The sequence below is a fragment of the Pseudonocardia sp. 2-7 genome (assembly GCF_056341085.1).
Genome location: NZ_CP094507.1, coordinates 4,540,071 through 4,567,038, shown reverse-complemented (window position 1 = coordinate 4,567,038; position 26,968 = coordinate 4,540,071). Strand labels below are relative to the sequence as shown.

Annotated in this window: 26 protein-coding genes and 3 pseudogenes; 21 read left to right on the top strand and 8 right to left on the bottom strand. The window is 71.5% G+C overall.

Features of this window, described 5'->3' with window-relative positions:
• The first annotated feature begins 16 nt into the window (after window positions 1-16).
• The 3 genes from cofD to MTO91_RS21900 are packed head-to-tail and all read left to right on the top strand — an operon-like array spanning window position 17 to window position 2,891.
• Entirely contained in the window at window positions 17-1,015 is a 999-nt protein-coding gene (gene cofD, locus MTO91_RS21910; RefSeq protein ID WP_476652568.1) for a 2-phospho-L-lactate transferase, read from the top strand.
• Window positions 1,008-2,357 carry a coenzyme F420-0:L-glutamate ligase gene (locus MTO91_RS21905; RefSeq protein ID WP_476652567.1) on the top strand — a complete coding sequence of 450 codons (1,350 nt, stop codon included), beginning with the start codon at window positions 1,008-1,010 and terminating at the stop codon, window positions 2,355-2,357. Before cofD ends, MTO91_RS21905 begins: the two co-directional genes overlap by 8 nt.
• A gap of 3 nt (window positions 2,358-2,360) precedes the next feature.
• Window positions 2,361-2,891, top strand: a complete 531-nt coding sequence (locus MTO91_RS21900) for an NUDIX hydrolase (protein ID WP_073576348.1) — start codon at window positions 2,361-2,363, stop codon at window positions 2,889-2,891.
• Window positions 2,892-2,898: 7 nt separating this feature from the next.
• Here MTO91_RS21900 and MTO91_RS21895 read toward each other — a convergent pair whose 3' ends face one another.
• On the bottom strand, window positions 2,899-3,669 hold the full coding sequence (locus MTO91_RS21895; RefSeq protein WP_476652565.1) for a site-2 protease family protein: 771 nt from the start codon (window positions 3,667-3,669) through the stop codon (window positions 2,899-2,901).
• A gap of 221 nt (window positions 3,670-3,890) precedes the next feature.
• Here MTO91_RS21895 and MTO91_RS21890 point away from each other — a divergent pair, with 221 nt between their 5' ends.
• Window positions 3,891-4,181, top strand: a complete 291-nt coding sequence (locus tag MTO91_RS21890) for a WhiB family transcriptional regulator (RefSeq protein ID WP_083658828.1) — start codon at window positions 3,891-3,893, stop codon at window positions 4,179-4,181.
• Between the two features lie 90 nt (window positions 4,182-4,271).
• On the opposite strand, the gene MTO91_RS21885 is transcribed toward MTO91_RS21890, so the two are convergent.
• Complete coding sequence (locus MTO91_RS21885) at window positions 4,272-4,757, bottom strand: metallopeptidase family protein (RefSeq protein WP_174525520.1); 486 nt, start codon at window positions 4,755-4,757, stop codon at window positions 4,272-4,274.
• A gap of 135 nt (window positions 4,758-4,892) precedes the next feature.
• Here MTO91_RS21885 and MTO91_RS21880 point away from each other — a divergent pair, with 135 nt between their 5' ends.
• From MTO91_RS21880 to manA, 5 genes are all read left to right on the top strand, one after another.
• A complete protein-coding gene (locus tag MTO91_RS21880; protein ID WP_020627719.1) occupies window positions 4,893-5,243 on the top strand; it encodes a DUF3499 domain-containing protein in 351 nt (116 codons plus the stop codon).
• Window positions 5,244-5,307: 64 nt separating this feature from the next.
• Entirely contained in the window at window positions 5,308-6,720 is a 1,413-nt protein-coding gene (locus tag MTO91_RS21875) for a phosphomannomutase/phosphoglucomutase (protein WP_476652564.1), read from the top strand.
• Window positions 6,721-6,830: 110 nt separating this feature from the next.
• The gene (locus MTO91_RS21870; protein ID WP_020627721.1) at window positions 6,831-7,034 is read left to right on the top strand and encodes a Trm112 family protein; all 204 of its coding nucleotides are present in this window, start codon (window positions 6,831-6,833) and stop codon (window positions 7,032-7,034) included.
• On the top strand, window positions 7,031-8,149 hold the full coding sequence (locus MTO91_RS21865) for a hypothetical protein (protein ID WP_405415209.1): 1,119 nt from the start codon (window positions 7,031-7,033) through the stop codon (window positions 8,147-8,149). The genes MTO91_RS21870 and MTO91_RS21865 overlap by 4 nt, the downstream gene beginning before the upstream one ends.
• 27 nt (window positions 8,150-8,176) lie before the next feature.
• Complete coding sequence (gene manA / locus MTO91_RS21860) at window positions 8,177-9,388, top strand: mannose-6-phosphate isomerase, class I (RefSeq protein ID WP_062397559.1); 1,212 nt, start codon at window positions 8,177-8,179, stop codon at window positions 9,386-9,388.
• Between the two features lie 76 nt (window positions 9,389-9,464).
• Here manA and MTO91_RS21855 read toward each other — a convergent pair whose 3' ends face one another.
• The 3 genes and pseudogenes from MTO91_RS21855 to MTO91_RS21845 all read right to left on the bottom strand — a co-directional run.
• Window positions 9,465-10,085 carry an FAD-dependent oxidoreductase gene (locus MTO91_RS21855; protein WP_476652563.1) on the bottom strand — a complete coding sequence of 207 codons (621 nt, stop codon included), beginning with the start codon at window positions 10,083-10,085 and terminating at the stop codon, window positions 9,465-9,467.
• Window positions 10,082-10,219 (bottom strand): annotated as a pseudogene (locus tag MTO91_RS21850) (FAD-dependent monooxygenase); the annotation flags it as partial. The pseudogene MTO91_RS21850 and the gene MTO91_RS21855, both read right to left, overlap by 4 nt.
• Window positions 10,220-10,548: 329 nt before the next feature.
• Window positions 10,549-10,713 (bottom strand): annotated as a pseudogene (locus MTO91_RS21845) (FAD-dependent oxidoreductase); the annotation flags it as partial.
• A 108-nt stretch (window positions 10,714-10,821) separates the two neighbouring features.
• Here MTO91_RS21845 and MTO91_RS21840 point away from each other — a divergent pair.
• A complete protein-coding gene (locus MTO91_RS21840; protein ID WP_253068343.1) occupies window positions 10,822-11,412 on the top strand; it encodes a TetR/AcrR family transcriptional regulator in 591 nt (196 codons plus the stop codon).
• Here the strand turns inward: MTO91_RS21840 and MTO91_RS21835 are convergent.
• Window positions 11,406-11,909: an Lrp/AsnC family transcriptional regulator gene (locus MTO91_RS21835; protein WP_476652562.1), complete on the bottom strand. Its 504-nt coding sequence runs from the start codon at window positions 11,907-11,909 to the stop codon at window positions 11,406-11,408. The two genes, MTO91_RS21840 and MTO91_RS21835, sit on opposite strands and share 7 nt — an antisense overlap.
• 95 nt (window positions 11,910-12,004) lie before the next feature.
• Between MTO91_RS21835 and ald the strand changes: the two genes are divergently transcribed.
• Window positions 12,005-13,105, top strand: a complete 1,101-nt coding sequence (gene ald / locus MTO91_RS21830) for an alanine dehydrogenase (RefSeq protein ID WP_476652561.1) — start codon at window positions 12,005-12,007, stop codon at window positions 13,103-13,105.
• 93 nt (window positions 13,106-13,198) lie between these two features.
• Window positions 13,199-14,734 (top strand): amino acid permease, encoded by a 1,536-nt coding sequence (locus tag MTO91_RS21825; RefSeq protein ID WP_476652559.1) that lies wholly within the window; start codon window positions 13,199-13,201, stop codon window positions 14,732-14,734.
• A gap of 161 nt (window positions 14,735-14,895) precedes the next feature.
• Here the strand turns inward: MTO91_RS21825 and MTO91_RS21820 are convergent, their stop codons facing one another.
• Window positions 14,896-15,270 carry a hypothetical protein gene (locus tag MTO91_RS21820; RefSeq protein WP_476652558.1) on the bottom strand — a complete coding sequence of 125 codons (375 nt, stop codon included), beginning with the start codon at window positions 15,268-15,270 and terminating at the stop codon, window positions 14,896-14,898.
• 1 nt (window position 15,271) lies between these two features.
• On the bottom strand, window positions 15,272-15,529 hold the full coding sequence (locus MTO91_RS21815) for a hypothetical protein (RefSeq protein WP_476652557.1): 258 nt from the start codon (window positions 15,527-15,529) through the stop codon (window positions 15,272-15,274).
• A 109-nt stretch (window positions 15,530-15,638) separates the two neighbouring features.
• On the opposite strand from MTO91_RS21815, the gene MTO91_RS21810 reads away from it, so the two are divergent.
• The 9 genes and pseudogenes from MTO91_RS21810 (at window position 15,639) to MTO91_RS21770 (ending at window position 26,967) form a co-directional block, all read left to right on the top strand.
• Window positions 15,639-17,348 (top strand): hypothetical protein, encoded by a 1,710-nt coding sequence (locus tag MTO91_RS21810; RefSeq protein WP_476652555.1) that lies wholly within the window; start codon window positions 15,639-15,641, stop codon window positions 17,346-17,348.
• The gene (locus MTO91_RS21805) at window positions 17,345-19,321 is read left to right on the top strand and encodes a type I restriction-modification system subunit M (RefSeq protein ID WP_476652553.1); all 1,977 of its coding nucleotides are present in this window, start codon (window positions 17,345-17,347) and stop codon (window positions 19,319-19,321) included. The genes MTO91_RS21810 and MTO91_RS21805 overlap by 4 nt, the downstream gene beginning before the upstream one ends.
• A pseudogene (locus MTO91_RS21800) lies at window positions 19,314-19,829 on the top strand (restriction endonuclease subunit S); the annotation flags it as partial. The gene MTO91_RS21805 and the pseudogene MTO91_RS21800, both read left to right, overlap by 8 nt.
• Before the next feature lie 66 nt (window positions 19,830-19,895).
• Window positions 19,896-20,558 carry a restriction endonuclease subunit S gene (locus MTO91_RS21795; protein WP_476654995.1) on the top strand — a complete coding sequence of 221 codons (663 nt, stop codon included), beginning with the start codon at window positions 19,896-19,898 and terminating at the stop codon, window positions 20,556-20,558.
• Window positions 20,555-23,686, top strand: coding sequence for a type I restriction endonuclease subunit R (locus MTO91_RS21790; RefSeq protein ID WP_476652552.1), 3,132 nt, complete (start codon window positions 20,555-20,557; stop codon window positions 23,684-23,686). Before MTO91_RS21795 ends, MTO91_RS21790 begins: the two co-directional genes overlap by 4 nt.
• Window positions 23,683-24,711 carry a RhuM family protein gene (gene rhuM / locus MTO91_RS21785; protein ID WP_476652550.1) on the top strand — a complete coding sequence of 343 codons (1,029 nt, stop codon included), beginning with the start codon at window positions 23,683-23,685 and terminating at the stop codon, window positions 24,709-24,711. Before MTO91_RS21790 ends, rhuM begins: the two co-directional genes overlap by 4 nt.
• An 18-nt stretch (window positions 24,712-24,729) precedes the next feature.
• Entirely contained in the window at window positions 24,730-26,280 is a 1,551-nt protein-coding gene (locus MTO91_RS21780) for a protein kinase domain-containing protein (protein ID WP_476652548.1), read from the top strand.
• Window positions 26,281-26,406: 126 nt separating this feature from the next.
• Entirely contained in the window at window positions 26,407-26,562 is a 156-nt protein-coding gene (locus MTO91_RS21775) for a hypothetical protein (RefSeq protein WP_476652546.1), read from the top strand.
• Between the two features lie 12 nt (window positions 26,563-26,574).
• The gene (locus tag MTO91_RS21770) at window positions 26,575-26,967 is read left to right on the top strand and encodes a hypothetical protein (RefSeq protein ID WP_476652545.1); all 393 of its coding nucleotides are present in this window, start codon (window positions 26,575-26,577) and stop codon (window positions 26,965-26,967) included.
• Window position 26,968: the final 1 nt, after the last annotated feature.

Here is a 26,968-nt window from a genome sequence, read left to right as displayed (position 1 = left end):
GACGTAGGGTCGCCGTGTGAAGGTCACCGTTCTGGTCGGCGGCGTCGGCGGAGCCCGCTTCCTGCAAGGCGTGAAGCACGCGCTCGGACTGCCCCCCGTGGGGTCGGGCGAGTCCGCGCACGAGGTCACCGCCGTGGTCAACGTCGGCGACGACATCTGGCTGCACGGGCTGCGGGTCTGTCCGGACCTCGACACCGTCATGTACACCCTCGGCGGCGGCATCGACGTCGAGAAGGGCTGGGGCCGCTCGGACGAGACGTGGTCGGTCAAGGCCGAGCTGGAGGCCTACGGCGCCGAGGCGGGCTGGTTCGGGCTGGGCGACCGCGACGTCGCCACCCACCTCGTCCGCACCCGGATGCTGCGTGCCGGCTACCCGCTGTCCCAGGTCACCGAGGCGCTCTGCCACCGCTGGCAGCCCGGGGTGCGGCTGCTGCCCGCCTCCGACGACCGCGTCGAGACCCACGTCGTGATCGACAACCCGGACCCGGCCGCGGTCGAGGAGACCCCGCAGGTCGCGATCCACTTCCAGGAGTGGTGGATCCGGTACCGGGCCGCCCCGAAGGCGTACCGCTTCGCCTCGGTCGGTGCCGACCAGGCCGCGATCCTGCCCGACGCCCGGGCCGCGATCGCCGGGGCCGACGTCGTGCTCGTCGCCCCGTCCAACCCGGTGGTGTCGATCGGGACGATCGTCTCGGTCCCCGGGATGGCCCAGGCCCTCGCGGCGACGCCCGCGAAGGTCGTGGGGCTGTCCCCGATCGTGGGCGGGGCGCCGGTGCGGGGCATGGCCGACGCGTGCCTGACCGCGATCGGTGTCGAGACCAGCGCCGAGGGCGTGGGCCGGCACTACAGCGGCCGCGGCGAGGGCGGCCTGCTCGACGGCTACCTGGTGCACACCGGCGACACCGCGACCGTGCCCGGCGCGACCGTGCGCGAGGTGCCGCTGCTGATGACCGACCACGACGCGACCGCCGCCATGGCCCGCGCCGCGTTCGAGCTGGCGGGCGTCGGTGTCTGAGGGTTTCCCCGACCACGCGGCGCAGCGGCTGGAGATCATCGGGGTCCCGGGGCTGCCGGAGTTCCGCCCCGGCGACGACCTCACCGCCGTGCTGGCCGAGCGGATGACCTGGCTGCGCGACGGCGACGTCGTGGTGGTCACCAGCAAGGTGTTCTCCAAGGTCGAGGGCAGGCTGGTGCCGGCCCCCGCCGACGAGGAGGAGCGCGACGCGCTGCGCCGCAGGCTGGTCGACCAGGAGACCGAGCGGGTGGTGGCCCGCAAGGGCCGGACGCTGATCGTGGCCGGGAAGCTCGGCATCGTGCAGGCCGCCGCGGGCATCGACGGCTCCAACGTCCGCCGCGACGAGCTCGCCCTGCTGCCCGCCGACCCGGACGCCAGCGCGGCCGGGCTGCGCGCCGGGCTGCGGGAGCGGCTCGGGGTCGAGGTCGGCGTCGTCGTCACCGACACCCTGGGGCGCAGCTGGCGGGTCGGCCAGACCGACATCGCGATCGGCTCGGCCGGGCTGCCGGTGCTGCACGGCTACTCCGGCGCCGTCGACGGCCAGGGCAACGACCTGGTCGTCACCGAGATCGCCGTCGCCGACGAGATCGCCGCGGCCGCGGACCTGGTGAAGGGCAAGCTCGGCGGGCTGCCGGTCGCGGTGCTGCGCGGCGCGGCCCTTCCCGACGACGGCTCGACCGCCCGTGACCTGATCCGGCCGATCTCCGAGGACCTGTTCTGGCTGGGCACCGAGGAGGCGATCGCCCGCGGGCGCGGCGAGGCGGTCCTGCTGCGTCGCAGCACCCGGGACTTCGCCGACGAGCCGGTCGACACCGACGCCGTGCGCCGCGCCGTGGGCGTCGCGCTGACCGCGCCCGCGCCGCACCACAGCACCCCGTTCCGATTCGTGTGGCTGCGTGACGCGGCGCGGCGCACCGCGGTGCTCGACGCGCTGCGCGAGCGCTGGCGCGCCGACCTGGTCGCCGACGGGCGCCCGGCCGACGAGGTGGAGCGTCGCCTCGCCCGCGGGGATCTGCTGCGCCGCGCCCCGGAGCTGATCCTGGCGTTCCGGTCCACCGCGGGGATGCACGGCTACCCGGACACGGCCCGGGCCGCCGCCGAGCGGGACATGTTCACCGTCGCCGGCGGGGCGGCGGTGCAGTCCCTGCTGGTCGCCCTGGCCGCGGAGGGGCTGGCGTCCTGCTGGGTCGGCTCGACGATCTTCGCCGCGGACGTCGCCCGCCGGGTCCTGGACCTGCCCGACGACTGGGCGGCGCTCGGTGCGGTCGCCGTCGGCGTGCCGGTCGAGCCGATCGCCCCGCGCGCGCCCCGGCCGGCCGGCGACGGCCTGCTGGAGCTGTGAGCCGTGGTGGCCACGGCGACGGCCGCCCGCGAGCTGGGCGCCTGGACACCGCGCGACCCCGGCCAGCGGGCCCTGCAGCACGCGCTGCTGGCCTTCCTCGACGCGCGCCCCGACGACGCCTGCGACCGCTCCTGCGTGCCCGGGCACCTCACCGCGTCGGCGCTGCTGCTCGACGCGGGCGGGGACCACACGCTGCTGACCCTGCACCCGCGGGTGGGCCGCTGGATCCAGCTGGGCGGGCACTGCGAGCCGGGCGACGACTCGCTGCGCGCCGCGGCGCTGCGCGAGGCCACCGAGGAGTCCGGGATCGACGGCCTGGAGATCGACGAGCACCCGCTGCACGTCGACGTCCACCCCGTCACCTGCTCGCTGGGGGTCCCGACCCGCCACCTGGACGTGCGTTACCTGGTGCGCGCCCCCGCGGGCGCGACGCCGCGGATCAGCGACGAGTCGCTGGACCTGCGGTGGTGGCCGGTGGACGCGCTGCCCGCCGACGACGACACCGTCGCGACGATGGTCGCCGCCGCCCGCTGAGCCGGGCTCAGAGGCTGCGCCAGAAGAACATCGCGGAGTAGCCGAGCCGGAACAGCTCCTGGTCCCCGCCGGCGGCGCCGAACAGCAGCTGGGTGGCGGCGAAGAACAGCGCGCTCACCCCGGGCACGAACAGCAGCAGGGCGAGCAGCACGAACGGTGCCCAGGGCCGGACCCGCTCGCCGAGGCGCCGCGCCGGCGCGGACAGGTACGGCTCCAGCGCCCCCCAGCCGTCGAGGCCGGGCACGGGCAGCATGTTCAGCACGAACGCGATGATCTGGAAGTACGCGAGCGCGGACAGCCCGGCCGCCACCGGCAGCGGCATCCCCGGGAACGCGGCCACCGTGATGATCAACACGATGCCGAGGGCCAGGTTCGCCGCGGGGCCCGCCAGCGAGACCGCGCTGCGCCGGGCCCGCGACCGCAGCGCCCACTGGTTGATCCACACCGCTCCGCCGGGCAGCGGCAGCCCGCCGATCAGCAGGATGATCAGCGGCAGCACCAGGGACAGGCCGGGGTCGGCGTAGCGCCGCACGTCGAGGGTCAGGTAGCCCTTCGCTGCGACCGAGGTGTCCCCGCCGCGATAGGCGGTGACGGCGTGCCCGTACTCGTGCAGGCACAGCGACACCACCCAGCCGCCGAGCACCAGGACGAAGATCCCGGAGGTCGCCAGGACCCCCGATCGGGTGGGGACGGCGGCGGCGGCGAGGACACCACCGAGAAGGGTGACGCCGAGGATCAGCAGGAACCAGGGGCTGATGCGGCGTGTCAGGGACGGCACGTACCCATACTCCATGTCGGAGGAAACGCCCGCGCGCGACCCTTCACTCAATCGGCAGAGCCGGCTTGCACAGAGCGAGTGTCAGCGCTGTACTTACAGCGGTGTCATTCGCCGGTGCGTTGCGGGGAGGTGGGCGAGTGGACGACGTCGAGGGGTTCATGCGGATGCTGCGGCCGGTGGGGGCCGAGCCGATGGGCACGGTCGAACGGCCCGATCACGAGATGGCCGACTACGACCAGGTCGCCCAGATCCTGGACCTGAAGGGCCTGCTGGACGACGGTTCCTCCGAGGAGGTGCCGGACTGGCAGGAGCGTGCGCTCTGCGCGCAGACCGACCCGGAGGCGTTCTTCCCCGAGAAGGGCGGCTCCACCCGTGAGGCCAAGCGCATCTGCTCCGGCTGCGAGGTCCGGGCCGAGTGCCTGGAGTACGCGCTGGCCCAGGACGAGCGTTTCGGCATCTGGGGCGGGCTGAGCGAGCGGGAGCGCCGTCGCCTCCGCCGCGCCGCCGTCTGAGACTCCGCGGGGGAGCAGGAACACGAGGGCCGGTCGCCGTCACGGTGACCGGCCCGTCGTCGTCCCCGGGCCGTGTCGAGCCGCGGGGCCTCAGCCGCCGTCGACGGCGTCGGGCTCGATGTTGAGGTACTCCGCGACCTGCTCGACGAGCACCTCGTGCACGAGGTCGGCGAGGTCCTCGCCGTTGCGCGCCCTGGCCTCGAGCGGGCGGCGGTAGAGCACGATCCGCGCCCGGGTCGGCATCCCGGCGGAGTCGACCCCGGCCGGCACGAGGTGGGCCAGCGGGACGCCGACGTCGGCCAGCACCCCGGTGCCCCACACGATCTCGTCGGGCGAGGTGCGGTCGACCGACGGCACGTCGTCGACGGCGAGGTCGAGGTCGACCAGCTCCGGGCCCCAGCGCGCCTCGATCGGTTCGAGCGCCTCCAGCACCTTCGCGTCGAAGCGTTCGGCGCGGGTGCGGAAGGCCGGCGTCGACACCGGGTACATCAGGCCGCGCAGGCCGCGTCCTCGCCGGTCCCGCCGGCGCGGGCTGCGCGGCGACCGGCGGTCGTTCTGGGGACGAGCGGTGGGCACCAGGGCATTCTAGGACCCCCGCGCCCCACCCGGGGGTGACCCGCGACCGCGGCGGGCGGACCGTCCGCCGAGCGGGGTGCGCGTCGCAGTGCGGGGGCGGGCCCGTGACGGGCTATCGTCGGCGGTGTGTTGAGTGTGCGGAGATGTTCACGGACGGGCTGCACCGAGCTCGCCGTCGCCACGCTCACCTACGTCTACGCCGACTCGACCGCCGTCGTCGGCCCGCTGGCCACGCAGGCCGAGCCGCACTCCTACGACCTCTGCACCGGGCACGCGCACAACCTCACCGCCCCCCGCGGGTGGGAGGTCGTCCGGTTCGAGGGCGAGTTCGCCCAGCCCCAGCACAGCGGCGAGGACCTCACCGCGCTCGCCGATGCCGTGCGCGAGGCGGGCCGGGTGGACCGGCCGGTCGAGGTGGTCGCACGGCCCGGTGGCACGGGGCGGCGCGGCCACCTGCGGGTGCTCCCGAAGCCCGAGGACGGCTGAGCCGTCCCACTGGGTGAGGAGACCTGCGCGGACGGGTGACACGGCTGCGCTAGGGTCGTGCGTCGTGCCCGACCTCTCGGCGATCGTGAAGGCCTACGACATCCGCGGTGTCGTCGGCGACCAACTGGACGAGTCCACCGCGCGCGCACTGGGTGCGGCGACGGCGCGGCTCGTGGCGGGCGACGACCCGGCGCCGTCGGCGGTGGTCGTCGGGCGGGACATGCGGGACAGCTCGCCCGCGCTCGCGGCGGCGTTCGCCGACGGGGTGACCGGGCAGGGGCTCGACGTCGTCGACATCGGGCTCGCGAGCACCGACATGCTCTACTACGCCTCCGGCACGCTGGACCTGCCCGGCGCGATGTTCACCGCGAGCCACAACCCGGCCGCCTACAACGGCATCAAGCTGTGCCGCGCCGGCGCCGTCCCGGTCGGCCAGGACTCCGGCCTCGCGACGATCCGCGACGAGGCGGGCCGCTTCCTCGACTCCGGGGTCCCCGAGGCCCCGTCGCCGGGTGCCGTGCGCACCGAGGACATGCTCACCGGCTACGCGCGCTACCTGCGCGGCCTGGTCGACCTGACCTCGCTGGACGCCTCCCCGGAGCTGACCGTCGTCGTCGACGCCGGGAACGGGATGGGCGGGCACACCGTCCCGACCGTGTTCGACGGCCTGAACGTGCGCGTCGTGCCGCTGTACTTCGAGCTCGACGGGAACTTCCCGAACCACGAGGCGAACCCGCTGGACCCGGCGAACCTGGTCGACCTGCAGAAGCGGGTCGTCGCCGAGAGCGCGGACCTCGGCCTGGCCTTCGACGGCGACGCCGACCGCTGCTTCGCCGTCGACGAGCGGGGCGAGGCGGTGAGCCCCAGCGCCATCGCCGGGCTGGTCGCGGCCCGTGAGCTCGCCCGGGCGCACGCGGCGGGGGAGTCCGACGTCGCCGTCATCCACAACCTGATCACCTCGCGGGCGGTCCCCGAGCTGGTCGCCGAGCACGGCGGCCGTGCGGTCCGCACCCGGGTGGGCCACTCGTTCATCAAGCAGACGATGGCCGAGACCGGCGCGGTGTTCGGCGGCGAGCACTCCGCGCACTACTACTTCCGCGACTTCTGGAAGGCCGACTCCGGCATGCTCGCGGCGCTGCACCTGCTGGCCGCGCTCGGCGAGCACCGGGCGGCCGCCGCCGGCGCGACGGTGTCCGGGCTGATGGCGGGCTACGACCGCTACGCCGCCTCCGGGGAGATCAACTCGACGGTCGACGACCAGGCCGCGCGGGTCGCCGAGATCGAGGGCGTCTTCGGCCCGCGCGACGGCGTCGAGCTCGACCGGCTCGACGGCCTGACCGTCTCGCTGCCGGACGGATCGTGGTTCAACCTGCGGGCCTCGAACACCGAGCCGCTGCTGCGGCTCAACGTCGAGGCGGCCGACGACGCGGCCGTCCGTGCCCTGGTGGACGAGGTGCTGGCGGTCGTGCGCGCCTGATCGCGCGGCCCCGCACACCTGCGGTGATGGCGTCCGTACCCGGTCGGCTGCCGCGGAGTGTCGGTACCGGGTGGCAGCATCGAGAGCGCGACATGACGACGAGGAGAACCGTGGCCCTACAGCTCGACCCCCAGCTGCTGGAGATCCTGGCCTGCCCGTGCGACGCGCACGCGGTACTGACCCCGGGTGAGGACCGACTGACCTGCACGGCGTGCGGTCGCGCGTTCCCGGTGACCGACGGGATCCCGGTGCTGCTCCTCGACGAGGCGCTGCCCGGGACCGGGCCGGCGGGGGACGGACGGGACGACGGGTGAACGGGGTGCTCGACGACACGCTGCTGGCCGATCCCGAGGGGCTGGCGGCGCGGGACGCCACGGGCGTCCTGCGGGCCGCCGCGACCGCGGGCGCCCAGGTCCGCTCCGCCCTCTACACCGCGGGCCAGGCCGGGCTGGACCGGCTGCGCGGGCACCGTCCGCGCGCGCTGGTGCTGCTGCGCCGGCCCGGTGTCTCCGGGGTGGTGGCCGACCTCGTCACGGCCCTGCTCACCGACCGCTGTCCGGTGCCGGTCGTGACCGCCGAGCGGCTGCCGGGCTGGATCGGGCCGCTGGACGTCGTCGTCGCGCACTCCGCGGACCCCACCGACCCGGAGCTGGCCGAGTCGGTCGCCGTCGCGGTGCACCGCGGCGCCGAGGTCGTGCTGTCCGCGCCGGACTCCGGGCCGGTCGCCCAGGCCGGCGCCGGGCGCGCCCGGCTGGTCGAGCCGCGCATCCCGCTGCCCGAGGGGCTCGGGTTCGCCCAGGCGCTGACGGTGGCGCTGGTCGCCGTCGCCGAGCTGGACCTGCTGCCCGGGATGCGCAGCGAGGAGGTCCCGGCCCGGCTCGAGGCGCTGGCCGACGCGCTGGACGCCGAGGCCGAGCGCTGCCAGCCCGCGCACGAGCCGTTCGTGAACCCGGCGAAGGCGCTCGCGCTGCGGCTGGCCGAGCGGACGCCGCTGTTGTGGGGGGTGGACCCGGCCGCCGCCGCGGTGGCCCGGCACGGCGCGCTGGCGCTGGCCACCCACGCCGGTGTCGTCGCGCACGCCGACGGGCTCGCACAGGCGGGCACCCTGGCCGGTCTGCGCGTCGCCGTCGACCTGTCCGAGCGGGGCGGGGGCGACATCTTCCACGACCCGTTCGACGACCCGGCCCCCGGTGGCGACGCGCCGCCGCCGCGGCTGGTGCTGCTCGGCACGGGGGAGGAGGACCCGCAGTCGGTGAGCCGCCGGGTGCTCGGCCGGGAGTGGCCGAACGCCGACCTGGCGCACCCGGTCGACGAGATCCCGCGCGGCACCCGCGACGCGGCGCTGCTGCGGGCCGGTGTGCTCGCCCTGCGCGCCGACATCGCCGCCGTGTACCTCGGCCTGGCGACCGGCGCCACCCTGATCACCTGACCCCGCGCACCTGACACCGGGAGACCCGTGGAACTGCTGGAGAACCCGATCCGCACCTACGCGTGGGGTTCGCGGACGGTCATCGCCGAGCTGCTCGGCGAGCCCGTCCCGTCACCGCACCCGCAGGCGGAGCTGTGGCTGGGCGCGCACCCGGCCGCCCCGTCGACGGTCGCCGGGGGCACCCGCCCGCTGCACGAGCTCATCGCCGCCGACCCGGTCGCCGCGCTCGGCCCGGGCCGCGACCGCTGGGAGGGACGGCTGCCGTTCCTGTTGAAGGTGCTGGCCGCCGAGGAGCCGCTGAGCCTGCAGGCCCACCCGAGCCTGGAGCAGGCCCGCGAGGGCTGGGAGCGGGAGAACGCCGCGGGGATCGCGGTGGACGCGCCGGACCGCAACTACCGCGACGCCCACCACAAGCCGGAGCTGATCTGCGCGCTGACCGAGTTCGTCGCGCTGGTCGGGTTCCGCGAGCCTGCCCGCACGGTGGAGCTGCTGCGCGCCCTGGACGTCCCCGAGCTCGCCGCCTACACCGAGCTGCTCGCCGGCCAGCCGTGCCCGGACGGGCTGCGCGCGTTGTTCACCACGTGGATCACGTTGCCCCAGTCGGTGCTCGACGGGCTCGTCCCGGCCCTGCAGGACGGTGCGGTCCGGCTGCTGGAGCGCGGCACCGCCCAGGAGTGGACCGGCGAGGCGAAGACCGCGCTCGACCTGTCCGAGCGCTACCCCGACGACGCGGGCGTCCTCGCCGCGCTGCTGCTCAACCGGATCACCCTGGCCCCCGGCGAGGCGCTGTACCTGCCGGCCGGGAACCTGCACGCGTACCTGTCCGGGGCGGGCATCGAGGTGATGGCCAACTCCGACAACGTGCTGCGCGGCGGGCTGACGCCCAAGCACGTCGACGTGCCGGAGCTGCTGCGCGTCCTCGACTTCACCGCCCCGCCGCCGCCGGTCCGCGCCCCGGTCCCCGACCCCGGCGCCGACGGCTGGCACCGCTACGACGTGCCGGTCGAGGAGTTCCTGCTCCGCCGCGCGGTCACCGACGGCCGGGACAAGCTCGACGTCCCCGGCACCGGCGCCCGCATCCTGCTGTGTGTCGACGGTGACGCCGCGGTCGACGCGGGCGGTGTCACCGTCGAGCTGCCCCGCGGTCGGGCGGTGTTCCTCTCCGCGGCCGACAGCGGCGCCGTGCTGACCACCGGTGAGGACGGGGCCACGGTCTTCCTGTCCGGCGACGCGCTGTAGCCCACCGCGCTCCGGCCCGTCGCGCTGCACGCCGCCGGGTGGTGGCCCGCCGCGCTGCAGGCCACCGCGCTCCGGCTCAACCGGTGCGGCGGGCCGCGGCGGGGCCGGTCCCTCCGGCGTCGCCGTGCGCCCCGGCCGCGCCGACCTCGGCCATCGCCTCGGCGAACACCGCGACCGGGTCGGCGGCCGCCTCCGCCGAGAAGAAGCGCTCCAGCCCCTGCGCCGCGCCGGCGGCGTTGTGCTCCGCCCGCGGGAACATCGTCGCCTCGTAGCGGGCGACCGCGCCGGCGAGGTCGTGCGGGGTCGCCGCGACCTCGCGGGCCAGGTCGGCGGCGTCGAGCATGGCCGAGTTGGCTCCCTGCCCGGAGAACGGCGACATCAGGTGCGCCGCGTCGCCGATGAGCGTGACCCCCGGGACCGGGTCCCAGCGGTGCCCGACGGGCAGCATCTCCAGCGGCCGCTCGATGATCCGGTCGTCGGCCCGGACGATCAGCTCGCGCAGCTCGGGGGCGAACCCCGCGAACGCGGTGAGCAGCACGGCGCGGGCCGCGGCCGGGTCGTCGAGCACCCCGGCGGTGGTGGTGAGGCCGTGCACGGCGGCCCAGCCGGGCGGACGGCGGAACCCGGCGTAGACGCGGGCCGAGCCGTCGCCGAGCCGCTGGCAGAACAGGGCCCGCCCGGTGGTGCGGGTGGTCATCCCCCACGTCCGACGAGCGCCTCCAGGCCCGGGAACGACGCGGGCGTGACCCGCAGCTCGACGAAGCTCACCCCGGTGTAGGACGGCGTCGCCGCCGACAGCAGGGGTCGCACCCGCGAGCGTGCCCCGTCCGCCCCGACGACGAGGTCGGCCGTGAGGTGCTCCCGCGTGCCGGGCCGGTGCCGTCGGGTGGTCCGGCGAGCACGGCGTCGAGCCCGCCGTCGTCACGGTGCTCGACACGGTCCAGCCGCGTGCCCCAGCGCACGGTGCCGGGGGCCAGGGACCCGAGCAGCAGCGCACGCAGGTCACCGCGGTCGATCTCGGGGTTGAACAGCTCGCCGGGGGCGGCCCGCTCGTCGAGCAGGACCGAGCCGTCCGGGGCGAGCATCCGCATGTCCTGGCCCTCGGGCCGGGACACGCGCAGGAACTCCTCCAGCAGCCCGGCGGAAGTCAGCGCGACCTGGCCGCTGTCGCGCTGCATGTCCAGGGTGCCGCCCTGGTCGCGGGTGGTGATGTCGGCCTCGCGTTCGAGCACGGTGACGGCGATGCCGTAGCGCTGCAGGACGCGGGCGAGGGTCAGTCCGCCGAGTCCGGCTCCGGTGACGAGGACGCGCGGTGGGGTGGTCATGGTGGCCTCCGGGTGGGGGAGTGCGAGTGGGTCGGCCACGACTGTAGGTGAAGTCGATTGAAAAGTGTAGTGACTACACTTTCAGAGTGACTGCGCTAATCTGTCGCCGTGACCACGCCCGGACGCCGCGAACGCAAGAAGGCCGCCACCCGCCAGGGCATCGCGGACGCCGCACTGCGCCTGTTCCTCGACCGGGGCTTCGACGAGGTGACCGTCGCCGAGATCGCCGAGGCCGCGGACGTCTCGGTCACCACGCTGTTCAAGCACTTCGGCAGCAAGGAGGCGTTGCTGTTCGACGAGGACACCGAGCAGGAGTCCGAGCTGGTGGCCGCGGTGCGCGACCGCGCGCCGGGCACCGATGTCGTCGACGGGCTGTACGCCTGGCTGCTCGCGCGGGTCGACGGCCCGCCCGCCGCGCGACGGCCGTCGGCGGCCGAGCTGGAGCGGTTCCGCGAGCTGACCGACGCGGCGCCGAGCCTGCGCGACCACGCGCGCCGGATGTGGGCCCGGCACGAGGCGGCGCTGGCCGCGGCACTCGCGGCGGACGCCGGGCGCGCCGAGCCGGCGCCCGCGGACCGGGTGCTCGCGCACGTCGTCGTCGGGATCCCGCCGCTGCTGCGCGAGCAGGCGGGCCGGGCCCGCGAGCACCTCGACGCGGCGTTCGCCCTGCTCCGCCACGGCTACGACGGGGCTCAGTAGGTGTCGGGTGCCCGGTGGTGCTCGAAGATCAGCGATGTCCGGGTGCCTGCGACCTCCGCCCAGGCGTTGAGCGTCCCGACCAGGTCACGCAGTGCCACGGTGTCGGCGGTCGCGACCCGGATCATGTAGTCGTCGTCGCCGGCGAGGAAGTAGACGTCGCGCACCTCGGGGCGGCGGGACACCCGGGTCACGAACTCGGCGAGCCGGTCGCGGGCGTCGGACTGCAGGCGGACCGAGATCATGGCCTGCAGGGGGTGGCCGGTCGCCGCCGGGTCGACGTCGGCGTGGTAGCCGCGGATCACCCCGTGCTCGCGCAGCGCCCGGATGCGGCCGAGGCACGTCGACGGCGCGATCCCCGCGCCCGCGGCGAGTGAGTTGTTCGGTGTGCGGGCATCCCGCTCCAGCTGGCGCAGCAGGGCCCGGTCGACCCCGTCGAGCCGAACAGGGTTCGACGGTGACGGCCTGATCCGCCGCGGTTCCGAAGAATCATCGCTCATGAGAACCCTCCGAGAATCTTGTTCAGTTCTGTTGGCAGCCTATCGATGTTTCTTCACCATTGACGCAGTTGGCGGGCCGAGTGGAGGAGAGCGACATGCGCGTCGCAGTGCCGAAGGAGACCAAGGACAACGAGTTCCGGGTGGCGCTCACGCCCGCCGGGGTGCACGAGCTCGTCGGGCGGGGGCACGAGGTCGTCGTCGAGCACGACGCCGGCGCCGGGTCCGCGATCTCCGACGCCGACTTCAAGGAGGCCGGGGCGCAGATCGCGTCCGACGCCGCCGAGGTGTGGGGCTCGGCCGAGCTGCTGCTCAAGGTGAAGGAGCCGATCTCCTCGGAGTACGGCCACCTGCGCCCGGACCTGACGCTGTTCACCTACCTGCACCTGGCCGCGTCCCGCGCGTGCACCGACGCGCTGCTGTCGGCGGGGACGACCTCCATCGCCTACGAGACCGTCACCGACTCCCGCGGCCGGCTGCCGCTGCTCGCCCCGATGAGCGAGGTCGCGGGCCGGCTCGCCCCGCAGGCCGGCGGCTACCACCTCATGCGCTCGGCGGGCGGGCGCGGCATGCTCCTGGGCGGCGTCCCGGGCGCGCCGGGCGCCGACGTCGTCGTGCTCGGTGCCGGGGTCGCGGGGGCGAACGCCATCGCCATCGCCGCCGGCATGCGCGCGAAGCTGACGGTGCTCGACGTCGACGTGGACAAGCTCCGCGTGATCGACGAGCAGTACGCCGGAGCCGTGCGCACCCAGTACTCCACCGCGCTGTCCGTGCGCGAGGCGGTGACCACCGCCGACCTGGTGATCGGGGCGGTCCTGCTGCCCGGGGCCAAGGCGCCCACCCTGGTGTCGAACGAGCTCGTCTCGCAGATGCGGCCCGGCGCCGTCCTCGTCGACATCGCGATCGACCAGGGCGGATGCTTCGAGGACTCGCGGCCCACCACCCACGCCGACCCGACCTACCGGGTGCACGACACCGTCTTCTACTGCGTCGCGAACATGCCCGGTGCGGTGCCGCACACCTCGACCCGCGCCCTCACCAACGCGACGCTGCCCCACGTGCTGCGCCTGGCCGACCAGGGCTGGCGGGCCGCGACCGAGGCCGACCCGCACCTCGCCGCGGGCCTGTCGACCCATCACGGCGTGCTGCTCTCCGAGGAGGTCGCGCAGGCCCACGGACTGGAGCGCGGGACCGTCTGAGGCCGGACGTGTCCTTGCGCAACCGCATCGTGACCTCAAATCCGCGTTGCATGGCGTGACGCAGACCGCATCGCGGACGTAGTTTCACCGCCCATGACGGTCACGAGCCGTGGTGGCGGCATGTTCCGCACCAAGACGGTCGAGCAATCCATCCGGGACACCGACGAACCGGACACCCGGCTGAAGAAGGACCTGGGGACGATCGACCTGATCGTCTTCGGGGTCGCGGTGGTCATCGGCGCCGGCATCTTCACCCTCGCGGCCAGCACGGCCGGCAACATCGCGGGTCCCGCGGTGTCGCTGTCGTTCGTGCTGGCCGCGGTGGCGTGCGGTCTGGCGGCCCTCTGCTACGCGGAGTTCGCCTCGACGGTGCCGGTCGCCGGCAGCGCCTACACCTTCTCCTACGCCACCCTGGGCGAGTTCATCGCCTGGATCATCGGCTGGGACCTGGTCCTGGAGTTCGCGGTCGGCTCGGCCTACGTGTCGAAGGGCTGGTCGGAGTACCTCGCCCAGACCCTCGGCCTGATCGGCGTCGAGGTCTCGACCTCGTTCGAGCTGGGGAGCTTCTTCTCCTTCGACTGGGGTGCGCTGCTGCTCGTCGTCGTCCTGGCGTTCCTGCTCTACCGCGGCACGAAGCTGTCCAGCCGGGTCAGCCTGGTGATCACCACGATCAAGGTCGCGATCGTGCTGTTCGTGATCATCCTGGGCGCCTTCTTCATCAACGCGGCGAACTACACCCCGTTCGTCCCGGAGCCCACGCCCGGCACCGTCGAGACCGGCACCGGCATCCAGCAGTCACTGCTGTCGTTCTTCGGGGGCGCCTCGTCGAGCGTGTTCGGGGTCTACGGCGTGTTCGCCGCCGCCGCGATCGTGTTCTTCGCCTTCATCGGCTTCGACGCCGTCGCGACCACCGCGGAGGAGACCAAGAACCCGTCGAAGGCGCTGCCGCGCGGCATCCTCGGCTCGCTCGCCATCGTGACCGTGCTCTACGTCGCGGTCGCGCTGGTGATCACCGGCATGGTGCCCTACACCGACCTGGCCACGAAGCCCGACGGCACCCGCGCCACCCTGGCCACGGCGTTCGCCTCGCTCGGCATCAACTGGGCGGCGACGATCATCGCCGTCGGCGCGCTGCTCGGCCTCACCACGGTCGTCATGGTGCTGATGCTCGGCCAGATCCGCGTCATCTTCGCGATGTCGCGCGACGGGCTGCTGCCGACCGCGCTGGCGAGGACCAACCGCTTCGGCACCCCGGGCCGTGCCACCTGGCTGATCGGCGTCGTTATCGCCCTGGTCGCGACGTTCTTCCCGGCCCAGGACCTCGAGCAGATGGTCAACATCGGCACGCTCTTCGCGTTCGTGCTGGTCTCGATCGGCGTGGTGGTCCTGCGCCGGACCCGGCCGGAGCTGCCCCGCGGCTTCCGCACCCCGCTGGTGCCGCTCGTGCCGATCCTGGCCGTGCTCGCCTGCGTCTGGCTGATGCTGAACCTGTCGGTCGAGACCTGGCTGCGGTTCATCATCTGGATGATCATCGGCGTGATCGTGTACTTCGCGTACTCGCGCAAGAACTCGATCCTCGGCCGCCGCGAGCGCGGCGACCTGCCCGCCCAGGCGACGTCCTCCGACTGACACCCCACCCTGCCCGACGACGGCGGTGTCCCCGGGATCGTCCGGGGGCGCCGCCGTTCCCGTTCGGAGACCCGGAACGCCGTCCCCACCCGTGCCGGCCGTCCCCGGCGACGGCCGACGGTGCGGACCGGAGGTCGTGGGACACCGCCGCCGTCGGGGTGTCAGGACGGTCCGGGGTGTCCGTCCCGGGCGTCGTCCCGGTGCTCGGCCGACCGCTGTCGGACGATCGGGCCGTAGTGGCGCCGGACCTGCTCGACGTGGCGGGGGTCCCGCAGGGACAGCCGCTGTCGCTCGGCGGCGTAGTGCTCCAGCTCCGCCCGGAGCGCGTCGAGGCGCACCGGATCCGGGTTCGTGGTGGACCGCTCGGCTTCGAGGTCGGCGACGACGGTGCCGGTGAGGACGTCCAGCAGGTCCGTCGCGGCCGCGACAGCGGCGTCGGCGTCGGCCGACCACCGGCCGCCGGGCAGGTCCGCCGCGATCTCCAGGGGGTCCGGCGGGGCGACCGGGGTGCGCTGCTCGTCGGGTCCGTAGGTCATGTCAGGTCTCCCGTGGGCGACGGGGCACGGGCACGGTGGTCCACGTCCGGCGGGAGGTCAGGTGCCAACCGTCGCAGGTCGGGCAGGCGTAGGAGCGGACCGGGTCGCGGTGCCGGGCGGCGCCCGAGCAGCGGATCCGGGCGAGGGCCAGGTCGGCGGCGATCCGATCACGGAAGCGGCGCTTTCCGCAGGACCTCTCCCGGACGACCGGGGAGCAGAGCGCGCGTTCGGCGGCGAGGGCGAGACGGTGGTGGCGCACGGTTGGCCTCCTGACGGTGGACGTGGCGCAACCGTAAGGGCATTTGTGTGCGCTCGCCACTGTGTTCACAAACTTGATTCGTGATGTTGTGAACGCTACTGTCTCGTTCGTGAGCACCGACACGGACGATCTCGTCACGGCCGCCGCCATCGCGCGCCGGGCCGGAGTGGGCAGAGCTGCCGTGTCCAACTGGCGGAAGCGGTACCCCGACTTCCCCCGCCCCCGGGGCGGGTTGTACTCCTGGCCGGAGGTGTTGCGGTGGTTGCGGGCGACGGGCAAGGCCGACCAGCTCGCCGTCGCCGGGCAGACCGACACCGGCACTCAGCGGCTCGACGGCGTCGTGGCCGGTTCGATCGCGGGGGTCGCCGTCGTCCCCCAGGAACGGGCCGTGGACGGACTCGGTGACCACGAGCTGCTGGCACGGACGATGGCCGCGCTCCTCCCGTTCCCCGACGATCTCGGTGACCCCGGAGCAGGTGGCACCCCTGACTCCGGCGAGCCCCCTGTCGTACTGGACCCGTCGTGTGCCGGCGGGGTGCTGCTCTCGGCCGTCGCGGACCGCTTCGGCGACCATGCCCTGCTGGTAGGCCATGAGGGCGACGAGGCGGTGGCGCGGACGGCGGCCGAGCGGCTCCGCTCCCACCCGCACGCCCCGCCCTATGCGGTCCTGTCCGCCGAGCGCGGTGGCGACGACCGGCTCGCCCCGTACCGGGGCCGGGCTGCCGGTGTCCTCTGTCTGGGACCGGCGCTGACCCGACCCGCTCCACGGCCGACCGACGATCGGGACGACGCGCCGCGGCACGACCTCGGCTGGATCGGCTACGCCCTGTCCCTGCTGCGCCCCCGGGGGACGGCCGTGGTCGCGGTCCCTCCGACGATCGCAGCCCTGGGCTCGGGGCGCGATCTCCGCGCCGAGCTGGTCCGGAGTGGGACGTTGCGGACCGTGGTCGCGCTCCCGGCGACCTTGACCGGTGCGACCGGGTCGATGCTGCACCTCTGGGTCCTGCGTCGGCCCCCGGTCGATGACCGTCCGGTCCGGATGGTTGCGCTCGACCACCTCGCCGAGCCGGCCGATCTGCCGACCGACGACCGCGGGTGGGAGCACCTGATCGCCGATGCGGGCCCGGAGCGGGTCCGAATGGTCCCGCGGCTGGACCTGCTCGATGACGGTGTCGACCTGTCGCCGCGCCGCTACGTCGACGACGTCGGGATCGGACCCGCCGACGAGTTCACCGACATCGTGCGACGACTGCGTGCCGCATTCGTCGGTGTGAGCGACGCGATCCCCGACCCCGTGGGTTCCCCCGGGAGCCGGGAGCGGTCGACGGTCACGATCGCCGAACTCGAACGGGCCGGGGCACTACGCGTCCGCGCGCGGGACACCACGCCGCGGGCCGGGGACGTGCTGCTGCGGGTTCTCGGGCGCCCACCGGTCGTCGCGACCGGCACGGCCGACGACGACCGCGGCGTCGCCCAGGTCGTGGAGATCGCGCCCGGGAAGCTCGACGCGCACTTCCTCGCGCTGTTCCTGCGGGCCGAGGTCGCCGCACTCACGGTGTCCAACACCCACGGCGCGATCAGCCGCGACGACCTGCGCCGGTGTCGGATCCCCCGGATGCCGTCGGCCGAGCAGCGCCGCTACGGCGCGCACTTCCGCCACGTCGTCGACCTGCAGGCCGCCATGGCCGCACTGGCCGGTCTCGGGCAGGGGGTGCTGGAGCAGACCCTGCACGGCCTGACCGCCGGAGCCCTGCTGCCCGCCGCCATCACCGACCGCGAGACCATCGTCACCGAACCGAGCGAAAGCGAGACCCCGTGACCTCCGGACTCACCTTCACCGACATGCCGGGCGCCATCTGGAAGGTGGCCGATCTGCTGCGTGGTGATTACAAGCGCCACGAGTACGGCGGGGTGATCCTGCCGTTCACGCTGCTGCGCCGCCTCGATGCGCAGTTGGCCCCGACCCGGGTGAAGGTCCGCGAGCGCGACGCGCAGCTCGGGGACATGCGCAACAAGCAGCCGCTGCTGGTGCGGGCGTCCGGGTTGCCGTACTACAACGTCTCGCAGCAGGACTTCACGACGATGTCCGGTGACGCGACCGGGGTCGCGAAGAACGTCCGCGACTACGTCAACGGGTTCTCCGAGAACATCCGGCAGATCCTGGCCGCGTTCGACTTCGACAACAAGATCACCAAGCTCGCCGAGAACAAGCTGCTCTACCAGGTCGTCGCGAAGTTCAACGAGTTCCACGGCCTGGAGAAGCTCGACAGCCACGAGATGGGGTACGTCTTCGAGCACCTCATCCGCAAGTTCGCGGAGGACTCGAACGAGACGGCCGGTGAGCACTTCACCCCGCGCGAGGTCATCAAGCTGATGGTGAACCTGCTGTTCGCCCCGGACGACCGGATCAGCGAGGAGGGCCAGGTGATCAACATCCTGGACCCGGCCTGCGGGACCGGCGGGATGCTGACTGCCGCGGACGAGGCGATCCGCTCGATGAACACGCGCGCCGAGGTCTACCTCTTCGGCCAGGAGGTCAATCCCGAGTCGTGGGCGATCGGGCAGGCCGACATGCTCATGAGCGATCGTCCGGGCCGCATCGACCTGGCGAACACGTTCTCCCAGCCCGCGTTCGCGGACCGGAAGTTCGACTACATGCTGGCGAACCCGCCGTTCGGCGTGGAGTGGAAGAAGGTCAAGGACGACGTCGAGAACGAGGCCGAACTCGGCTTCGCCGGCCGCTTCGGTGCGGGGCTTCCCCGGATCAACGACGGCTCGTTCCTGTTCCTGCAGCACATGATCTCGAAGATGGAGCCCGCGGACGGCAAGGGCTCCCGGCTGGCGATCGTGTTCAACGGGTCCCCGCTGTTCACCGGCGCCGCCGGGTCCGGGGAGTCGCGGATCCGGCAGTGGATTCTGGAGAGCGACCTGCTCGAAGGCATCGTCGCGCTGCCCGACCAGCTCTTCTACAACACCGGGATCTCCACCTACTTCTGGATACTGTCCAACCGCAAGCGACCGGCGCTGAAGGACAAGGTCATCCTGCTCGACGCCCGCGACCAGTGGGTGAAGATGCGCAAGTCCCTGGGGGACAAGCGCAAAGAGATCAGTGCCGACCAGATCAAGCACATCACCGAGCTGTACGACAAGGCCGTCGACGTCGCCGCCGATCCGGAGCACCCCGACCATGCGAAGGTGAAGATCTTCGGGACCCGTGAGTTCGGGTACCAGCGGATCACCGTGGAGCGGCCGCTACGGCAACGGTTCGAGATCACCGAGGACACGCTCGTTGCGCTGGAGTACGCCAAGCCGCTCGCGAAGTGGGCGGACCGGGACGCGTTCATTGAGGCGCTGCGCGATCACGTCGGGACGGTGTGGGCGACGAAGAAGGAGGCCGGGATCGGTCTGCGGGACATCCTCGCCGGGACCGGGGTGCTCTGGCCGAGCACGCAGTCGGTGCTCAAGGCGATCTGGGGTGCGGTCGGGGTCTCGGATCCGGAGGGGGAGTACCAGCTCGTAAAGGGAGAGCGAGTCCCGGATCCGGATCTGCGGGATTACGAGAACGTTCCGTTAGGTGAAGATGTCGAAAGATACCTTGACCGGGAACTGATTCGCTATTTTCCGGATGCTTGGATCGACCACTCAAGAACGAAGATCGGCTACGATATTCCGCTCATGCAGCACTTCTATAGATACTCTCCTCCTCGATCGATTGTCGAGATCGATCGGGAGTTGACAACACTCGAAAGTCAAATTCAGAGCTTGCTCCAAAAGGTGGCACGGGGTGCTTGACTTGCAACTGTCAATCCCCAGTTCGTGGGAGATTGTTCCACTAAAAGTGGTTGCATCCCAGATTCGCAGGGGTCTGACGCCCAACTACGTAGACCATAGCCCTATAAGGGTTGTGGGGCAGACTGCCGTTCGTCATGGGCGCGTTAGCTGGGAGCAGGCGCGGCCTCATGGTCAGGCCTACTCTCCACTGGATTCAGAGAAGGGGAGCCTCCTTCTCGGCGACGTTCTTGTCAATTCAACGGGCACAGGAACGCTTGGTCGAGTGGCCTACTGTGAATCGCTGCCGAGGGGATCGTTTTACGTCGCCGACAGTCATGTGACAGTAGTTCGACCAAATCCGGAACGAGTTCTTCCGCGGTTTCTCTATTATTGGCTGGAGTCGGCCCCCTTGCAGGGTCTTCTGAGTTCAATGGTGGTTGGTTCAACCAATCAGATCGAACTGTCTAGAGACCGTTTCGCAGTAGCTCCCGTTGCGCTTCCCTCGCTTGAGGAGCAGCGAGCCATAGCAGATTATCTTGATGTCGGCTGCGGGAGGATGGACGACATCGCTCGGAAGTCGCGGAGCTTGCAGACGGTGAGCGATGAACGTGTCGATTCCTCGATCATGAATCTCGTCGGGCGGAGCCGTCTAACGGGGGCTGATGGTTTCAAATGTGTGCCGATTCGACGTGTTCTTCGTAAGCTGAATCGCAAGACCAAAGACACCGCCGAGGTTGTTACGGCGTTCCGTGATGGTCAGGTCACTGCCCGCAGCCTTCGCAGGCTAGATGGGTACACCGTCTCGTCGTCGACAGCACCTCAAGGTCAGGGTGTGGAGGTGGGGGACGTCGTTGTGCATGGGCTTGACGGATTCTCTGGCGCGATTGGCGATGCAGAGGCGGCCGGAAACTGCAGTCCCGTAAATCATGTTTGCCTACCCGTTGACGGCGGAGATCCTGCCTTCTATGGACGCCTTCTGCGTCTGCTTGCTCTAGATGGATATCTGGAGCTATTCGCGACAAGCACCCGCGAGCGCGCGGTCGACTTTAGAAACTGGGAGAAATTCGCGGGTATTCCAGTGCCGGAAATTCCGATCACAAGGCAGCGAGAGATCGGCGTCGACATCTTATCCGGCAGGATTGCAAAGACAAGAATTGAAGATTTCTGTAAGCTGATCGGGGAGCGGCGGAATTCGTTAATTGCGGCCGCTGTGACTGGTCGGATCGACGTAACGACCGCGCGAGGTGTCGACGTATGAACCCCGGCGCCCACACCGAGCTGGCGTTCGAGAACGCCGCCGAACACGAGCTGACCACCTACGCCGGCTGGTCCCAGGCGTCGAAGGGTTTCTACCGCCCCGACCTCGGCCTCGACACCGGCGCGTTGTTCGAGTTCATCGCCTCCACCCAGATCAAGGCCTGGAACCGGCTCGTCGACCTCTACGGCGGCGATCAGGACACCGCGCAGCGCAAGTTCGCCGAGCGCGTCGCGATGGAGATTGACTCCCGGGGCACGCTCGACGTGCTGCGCCAGGGCGTGAAGGACCGCGGCGTCCAGATCGAGCTGTGCTTCTTCCGCCCCGGCCACACCATCGCGAAGGACGCGCTTGCCGAGTACGAGGCGAACGTGTTGACCGTTGCCCGGCAGGTGCACTTCAGCACGAAGCAGGCGACGCTGTCGGTCGACGTCGTCCTGCTGGTCAACGGCCTGCCCACCGCGACGATCGAGCTGAAGAACCCCAACACCGGTCAGGGTATCGAGCACGCGAAGGCCCAGTACCGTGATCGCGACCCGCGCGAACTGCTGTTCGCCAAGCGTGCGTTCGTGCACTTCGCCGTCGACCCCGACCAGGCCGCGGTTGCGACCCGGCTAGCCGGCGGGAGCACCCGGTTCCTGCCGTTCAACATCGGCACGAACGGGCCCGGGATCAGTGGGTCGGCGGGCAACCCGCGGCCGCCGGCGGGGGAGTACGCCGTCGCCTATCTGTGGCGCGAGATCTGGCAGCGCGACAACTGGCTGGAGATTATCCAGAGGTTCGTGCACGTACAGGGCGCCGACTCGACCGGGAAGCGGCTCAACCCGCACACCGCGGACCGGATCTTCCCGCGCTACCACCAGTGGCACGCCGTCACCACGATGATCGACCACGCCCGCGCCCACGGCGCCGGGAACAACTACCTGGTCCAGCACTCGGCGGGCTCGGGGAAGTCGAACACCATCGCCTGGCTCGCGCACCGGCTGTCCAACCTGCACGGCGCTGACAACAGGCCGGTGTTCGACAAGACCGTCGTCATCACCGACCGGGTCGTGCTCGACCGGCAGCTCCAGCGCACGATCTACCAGTTCGACCACGTCCCCGGCGTCGTCCGGAAGATCGACGACGACGCGACCCAGCTCGCCGAGGCGCTGACCGACTCGTCGTCGAAGATCGTCATCTCGACGTTGCAGAAGTATCCGTTCGTCCTGCAGAAGCTCGCCGACGGCAACCTCGGCGACCGCCGCTTCGCCGTCATCATCGACGAGGCCCACACCTCCCAGAGCGGTGACGCCGCCACCCGGTTGAAGCAGGCGCTCGGCTCCAACGCCACCGCCGAGGAGGGCGAGGACCCGGTCGCTGCGCTCGCCCGCGCCCGGGGGAAGCAGCCGAACCTGTCGTACTTCGCCTTCACCGCCACCCCGAAGTCACCGACGCTGAAGACGTTCGGCACCTGGAACGAGCGCGGGATCGACCCCGTCTCCGGTGAGCCCGGTGTCTACGAGCCGTTCCACGTGTACTCGATGCGCCAGGCCATCGAGGAGGGCTACATCCTCGATGTCCTCGCCAACTACCTCACCTACGAGACGAAGTGGCGGCTGCGCAACGCCGCCGTCGAACAGCAGTCCGGAACGTCCAACCCCGACGTCGACGAGCGCAAGGCCAAGGCCGCGCTGGTCAAGCTCGCCGAGCAGCACCCCACCGCGGTGAAGCAGAAGGCGAAGCTGATCGTCGAGGACTTCCTGGAGTCCGTCGCCCCACGCCTCGGCGGCCGTGCTAAGGCGATGGTGGTGACCGGCAGTCGTCAGGAGGCGCTCTCGCTCTACCAGGCCATCGTCCACTTCGTACAGAAGGTGGCCGATCGCCCGGAGATCGGGGTGCTCGTCGCGTTCTCCGGGAAGCTGACCGACACCGACTCCGAACTGGAGTACACCGAGGCCCAGCTCAACGGGTTCCCGGAGGCCCGGCTGCCCGAGCGGTTCGCCTATACCCGGGCCGACGACCCGAACGCCGCCGCGCGCGGCCAGGAGGAGTACCGGCTGCTCGTCGTCGCCGACAAGTACCAGACGGGCTTCGACCAGCCGCTGCTCTGTGGCATGTACGTCGACAAGCTGCTCACCGGTGTCGCCGCGGTGCAGACGCTGTCCCGGCTCAACCGCACCCACCCGCTCAAGACCCAGGACGACGTCCGCATCCTCGACTTCGCCAACTCCGCCGACGCGATCCAGGAATCGTTCGCACCCTGGTTCGAACGGACGTTGACCACCGAGGGCGATCCCAACCTGCTCTACGACAAGCAGCGCGAGGTGATGGACTTCGGGCTGCTCGACGTCACCGAGATGGAGAACCTGGTCCGGGTGCTCGCCGGCGCCCCACCCGGGCGGCAGGCGCCGGCGGCGGAGAAGAAGCTGCACGCGAAGCTGCACGGGTACCTCGTCCCGGCGCTCGACCGGTTCGCCGCGCTCGACACCGACGAGCAGGAGCTGTTCCGCAAGGCCCTGCAGGGCTACGTCAACGCCTACAGCGTGCTCGCCCAGGTCATCGACTGGGGCGACCCCGACCTCGAACGGCTCTACCAGTACGGCCGGCTGCTCCTGCTGCGCCTGCCCGGGCGGCCTGTGGTGACCGTCGACATCGGCGACTCCGACCTGACCCACTTCCGGCTGGAGTTCACCGGCGCCCACAACGTGTCCCTGTCCGACGGCGGCGACCACACCGTGCGCGGACATGCCGCCGACGGTGCCACCGCACGGGAACCGGAGATGGTGCCGCTCGCCGAGGTCATCGCCGAACTCAACGACCGCTTCGGGCTCGGACTCGGTACGTCCGACCAGGTGCTCGTCTACCAGCAGGTCCTCGGCCTCGTCGCCGACACCGGGATGCAGCAGATCGCCCTGATGAACGACGAGGAGCGCTTCGGCCAGGTCGCCGACGACCGGCTCGACGACATCGTCGCCGAGAACGCCGAGCGCAACACCGACTTCATGAAGCTCTACTTCGACAACGACCAGTTCTCCAAGGCCATCAAGGAGGCGGCCCGCAAGCGCGCCTACCGGATCATCCGGGAGCCGGCGCGTGACGAGGCGCTGTCCGCGCTGCGCGCGGAGATGGAGCGGGAGACCGGCGGGTGATCGAGCCGGGTGGGGAGATCGTCGTCTACCGCAGTGACGACGGCCGATCGCAGGTGCAGCTGCGAGCAGCGGACGGCACGGTGTGGCTCGCCCAGGCCGAGATCGCCGAGTTGTACGGCACATCGGTTCAGAACATCGGCCAGATTATCGCTCGCGTCCTCGACGACGGGGAGGTGACCGAGGCAACTTTAAACTCTGAGTTGAGAGTTCGAAGAGAAGGTTCGAAGCAGGTCAGGCGCCAGGTCAAGGTCTACAACCTCGACATGGTGCTGGCCGTCGGTTACCGGGTGTCGACTCCTCGCGCCGTTCAGTTCCGTCAGTGGGCGACGACCGTCCTGCACGACTACCTGGTCAAGGGGTTCGTGCTCGACGACGCCCGCCTGAAGGACCCCGGCGGGTTCGATCACTTCGACGAGCTGCTCGAACGCATCCGGGAGATCCGGGCCTCGGAGAAGCGCTTCTACCAGAAGGTCAAGGATCTCTTCCGGGTGTCGAGCGCGGACTACGACGGGAGTGCGGAGACCACCCGGACGTTCTTCGCGACCATCCAGAACAAGCTCGTGTACGCCGTCACCCGGCACACCGCCGCCGAACTCGTGGTGCAGCGGTGCGACCCGGGTGCCGCGAACATGGGACTGACGTCGTGGTCCGGCGACCGTGTCCGCAAGGTCGACGTGACGATCTCGAAGAACTACCTGACCGAGCGGGAACTGTCGGACCTCAACCTGCTGACGACCCGGTTCCTGGACTACGCGGAGGACAGGACCCGACGGCGGCAGCAGATCCTCATGGCCGACTGGATCACCCAGACCGACCGGTTCATCGACTTCGACGAGCGGCCGCTCCTGCACGGAGGCGGTTCGGTCTCGGCCGCCCAGGCGAAGGCGGCCACCGACGAACGTTACGCGCAGTTCGACGCACGGCGCCGGGTCGAAGAGGCCCGCCGGGCCGAGATCGAGGAAGCCGACGACCTCCGAGCATTGACCGAGATCGAGCACCGGCGGGACGATCCCGACCATGCGTGACGGTCTCGCGGAGCGCCCGTGACGGCGGACGGTGCGAGGTACTTCGGCGGTCGCTACCGCGTCGACGGCATCCTCGGCCGCGGCGGTATGGGCCAGGTCTTCCACGGCTACGACGAACGACTCGACCGCCGCGTCGCGATCAAGGTGCTCCGCCAGTCCCGGTCGGTGCCGAATCCGCCGACGACTCCGGAGGAAGCCGAGATCGCCGAGGACCTCGACCGGGACCGCAAGCGGTTCCTGCGCGAGATCCGCACGACCGCACGACTCGAACTCGCCGGAGCCCCCGCGGTCTACGACACCGGCGTCGAACCGGGACCGGACGGCGTCCACGAGCTGTGGGTCGTGATGCAACTGCTGCACGGGACGACGCTGGAAGCCGTGCTCGACGCCGCCGACTTCGACGCCGATCCGCCGACGATCGCCTGGGCAGCGGCGATCGGCGCTCAGCTCGCCGCCGTGCTTGCCGACGTACACCGGGTCGACGTCGTGCATCGCGACCTCAAGCCCGCCAACGTCATGCTGGTCGACGGCGGCCTGGTCAAGCTCCTCGACTTCGGCATCGCGATCCTGCGCGGCGCGGGTGCGTTGCCCCGGCTCACCCAGGTCGACCGCACCATCGGCACGCCGCCGTACATGTCGCCCGAGCAGTGTCTCGGTATCGTCGTCACCGCCGCGTCGGATGTGTACTCGCTCGGCTGTCTGCTGGTGGAGATGTTGACCGGCGACCTGCCGTTCCACGGAACCGCCGACACGCCGCTGCGCGTGCACCACCTCCGCACCCCCGCACCGGCGGTGCGCGAGCGCCGCCCCGAGATCCCGGAGGACCTCGCCCGGCTCGTCGCGACGATGCTCGCGAAGGAACCGACCCGGCGCCCCACCGCCTCGCAGGTGTACGCGGGGCTGCTCCCGCACACGGCCACCGCCGGGGATCCCGCCGTCGACACCGACGGCCGGGACCCGCTCCGTCCGTTCCGCAGCCCGCTGCTGTCCCCGGTCTCCGACACCGAGGACCGCGACGAGCTGCCGCCGCTGAGCGACGCCGAGTACGACGACCTCGTCGCCCGCGCGGTCGCGCTCCTGGACGCAGACCGCCCGGACCAGGCCGTCGAGGTGCTCGACGAGGGGGTCGCACGCACGGTCGGCCGACCGTTCCTCCACCTGCGGCTGCGGCACATGCTCGCCGGGGCCCTGGTCGAGGCGGGACGGCCGGCCCGCGCCGCGCCCCTGTTCGTCGCCGTCGCACAGGAGTACCGCCGGTTCACGACGACCCCGCCGGAGGTCCTGGTCGACCTCGCCTACCAGGCCGGCTACGCCTACGCCGAACTCGGCCGCGCCGAGGACGCACTCCCGCACCTGCGGCTGGCGGTCGGACGGACCGACACGGTCTCCGCCCCCGACGCCGTCGACGCGCGCTTCCTCATCGCGCAGCTGCTCGGCGGGCTGGGGGAGCCCGACCGCGCGATCGAGGAACTCGACGAGCTGCGGCCGCGGCTGGTGACGCGGTGGGGGGAGCGCGCGACGCAGGTCCGCACTCTGGACCGGCTGCGTGAGCGGCTGCAGGAGCTGTGAGACTCGCTACGCGGAGACCGGTGTACCGGTTCCAGCCGGTGTCCGACCGATCACGGACACCGTTCGCGACCGGGTCACGACACGATCTCTGCGGGCCGATCGCCGGCCCGGAGACGAGGTGTGATCGTGCCGAACGCTGACGAGTACGAACGGGTACTGGACAAGGGCGAGATCACCGGGATGGGCTCGCTGAATGCGGCCGAACGGCTGCTGCTCGCCCGGATGGCGCGCGAGTCCGGCTCCCGGGGCAACCGGGCCCGACGGCTGCTCGACGGGCGCTGAGCAGCGATGGCGATGGTCAAGGCACGTGTCCACGACATCACGTTCACTACCCCGCTGCCGGTGGAGGTGATCAAGCGCGCCTTCCACGAGTACGTGTCCGCACAGTCGCGCAAGGTGCTCCTGGAGCCTCTGGACCCGACCACGGACCCGTTCGAGACGGACCCGACGTTCGCCGCCGTGGCGAGCGTGACGCGGTTCTCCGGTGGATGGGCCGTGCAGATCCACATCGAGGACCGCGGCCCGGTCCGCGACGTGCTGCTGCGGGTCATCGGACGTAGCTGGTTCGACCTGGTCATGTTCGGGCGGCGTGACGCGTATCTGATGTCCAAGGGCGTCCCGATCGCGGAGGGCGTCCTGCGGCGGCTGCAGGCCGTCGAGGCGAGCTCGGCACCCGGGCGGATGTGAA

What these genes read in the sequence shown, in the direction of transcription:
- MTO91_RS21890 (WP_083658828.1), top strand. Translation starts at nt 3,891, where the DNA reads ATGGCCGACTACGACCAGGTCGCCCAGATCCTGGACCTGAAGGGCCTG.
- MTO91_RS21855 (WP_476652563.1), bottom strand. Translation starts at nt 10,085, where the DNA reads ATGACCACCCGCACCACCGGGCGGGCCCTGTTCTGCCAGCGGCTCGGC.
- MTO91_RS21835 (WP_476652562.1), bottom strand. Translation starts at nt 11,909, where the DNA reads ATGAGCGATGATTCTTCGGAACCGCGGCGGATCAGGCCGTCACCGTCG.
- ald (WP_476652561.1), top strand. Translation starts at nt 12,005, where the DNA reads ATGCGCGTCGCAGTGCCGAAGGAGACCAAGGACAACGAGTTCCGGGTG.
- MTO91_RS21825 (WP_476652559.1), top strand. Translation starts at nt 13,199, where the DNA reads ATGACGGTCACGAGCCGTGGTGGCGGCATGTTCCGCACCAAGACGGTC.
- MTO91_RS21820 (WP_476652558.1), bottom strand. Translation starts at nt 15,270, where the DNA reads ATGACCTACGGACCCGACGAGCAGCGCACCCCGGTCGCCCCGCCGGAC.
- MTO91_RS21790 (WP_476652552.1), top strand. Translation starts at nt 20,555, where the DNA reads ATGAACCCCGGCGCCCACACCGAGCTGGCGTTCGAGAACGCCGCCGAA.
- MTO91_RS21770 (WP_476652545.1), top strand. Translation starts at nt 26,575, where the DNA reads ATGGTCAAGGCACGTGTCCACGACATCACGTTCACTACCCCGCTGCCG.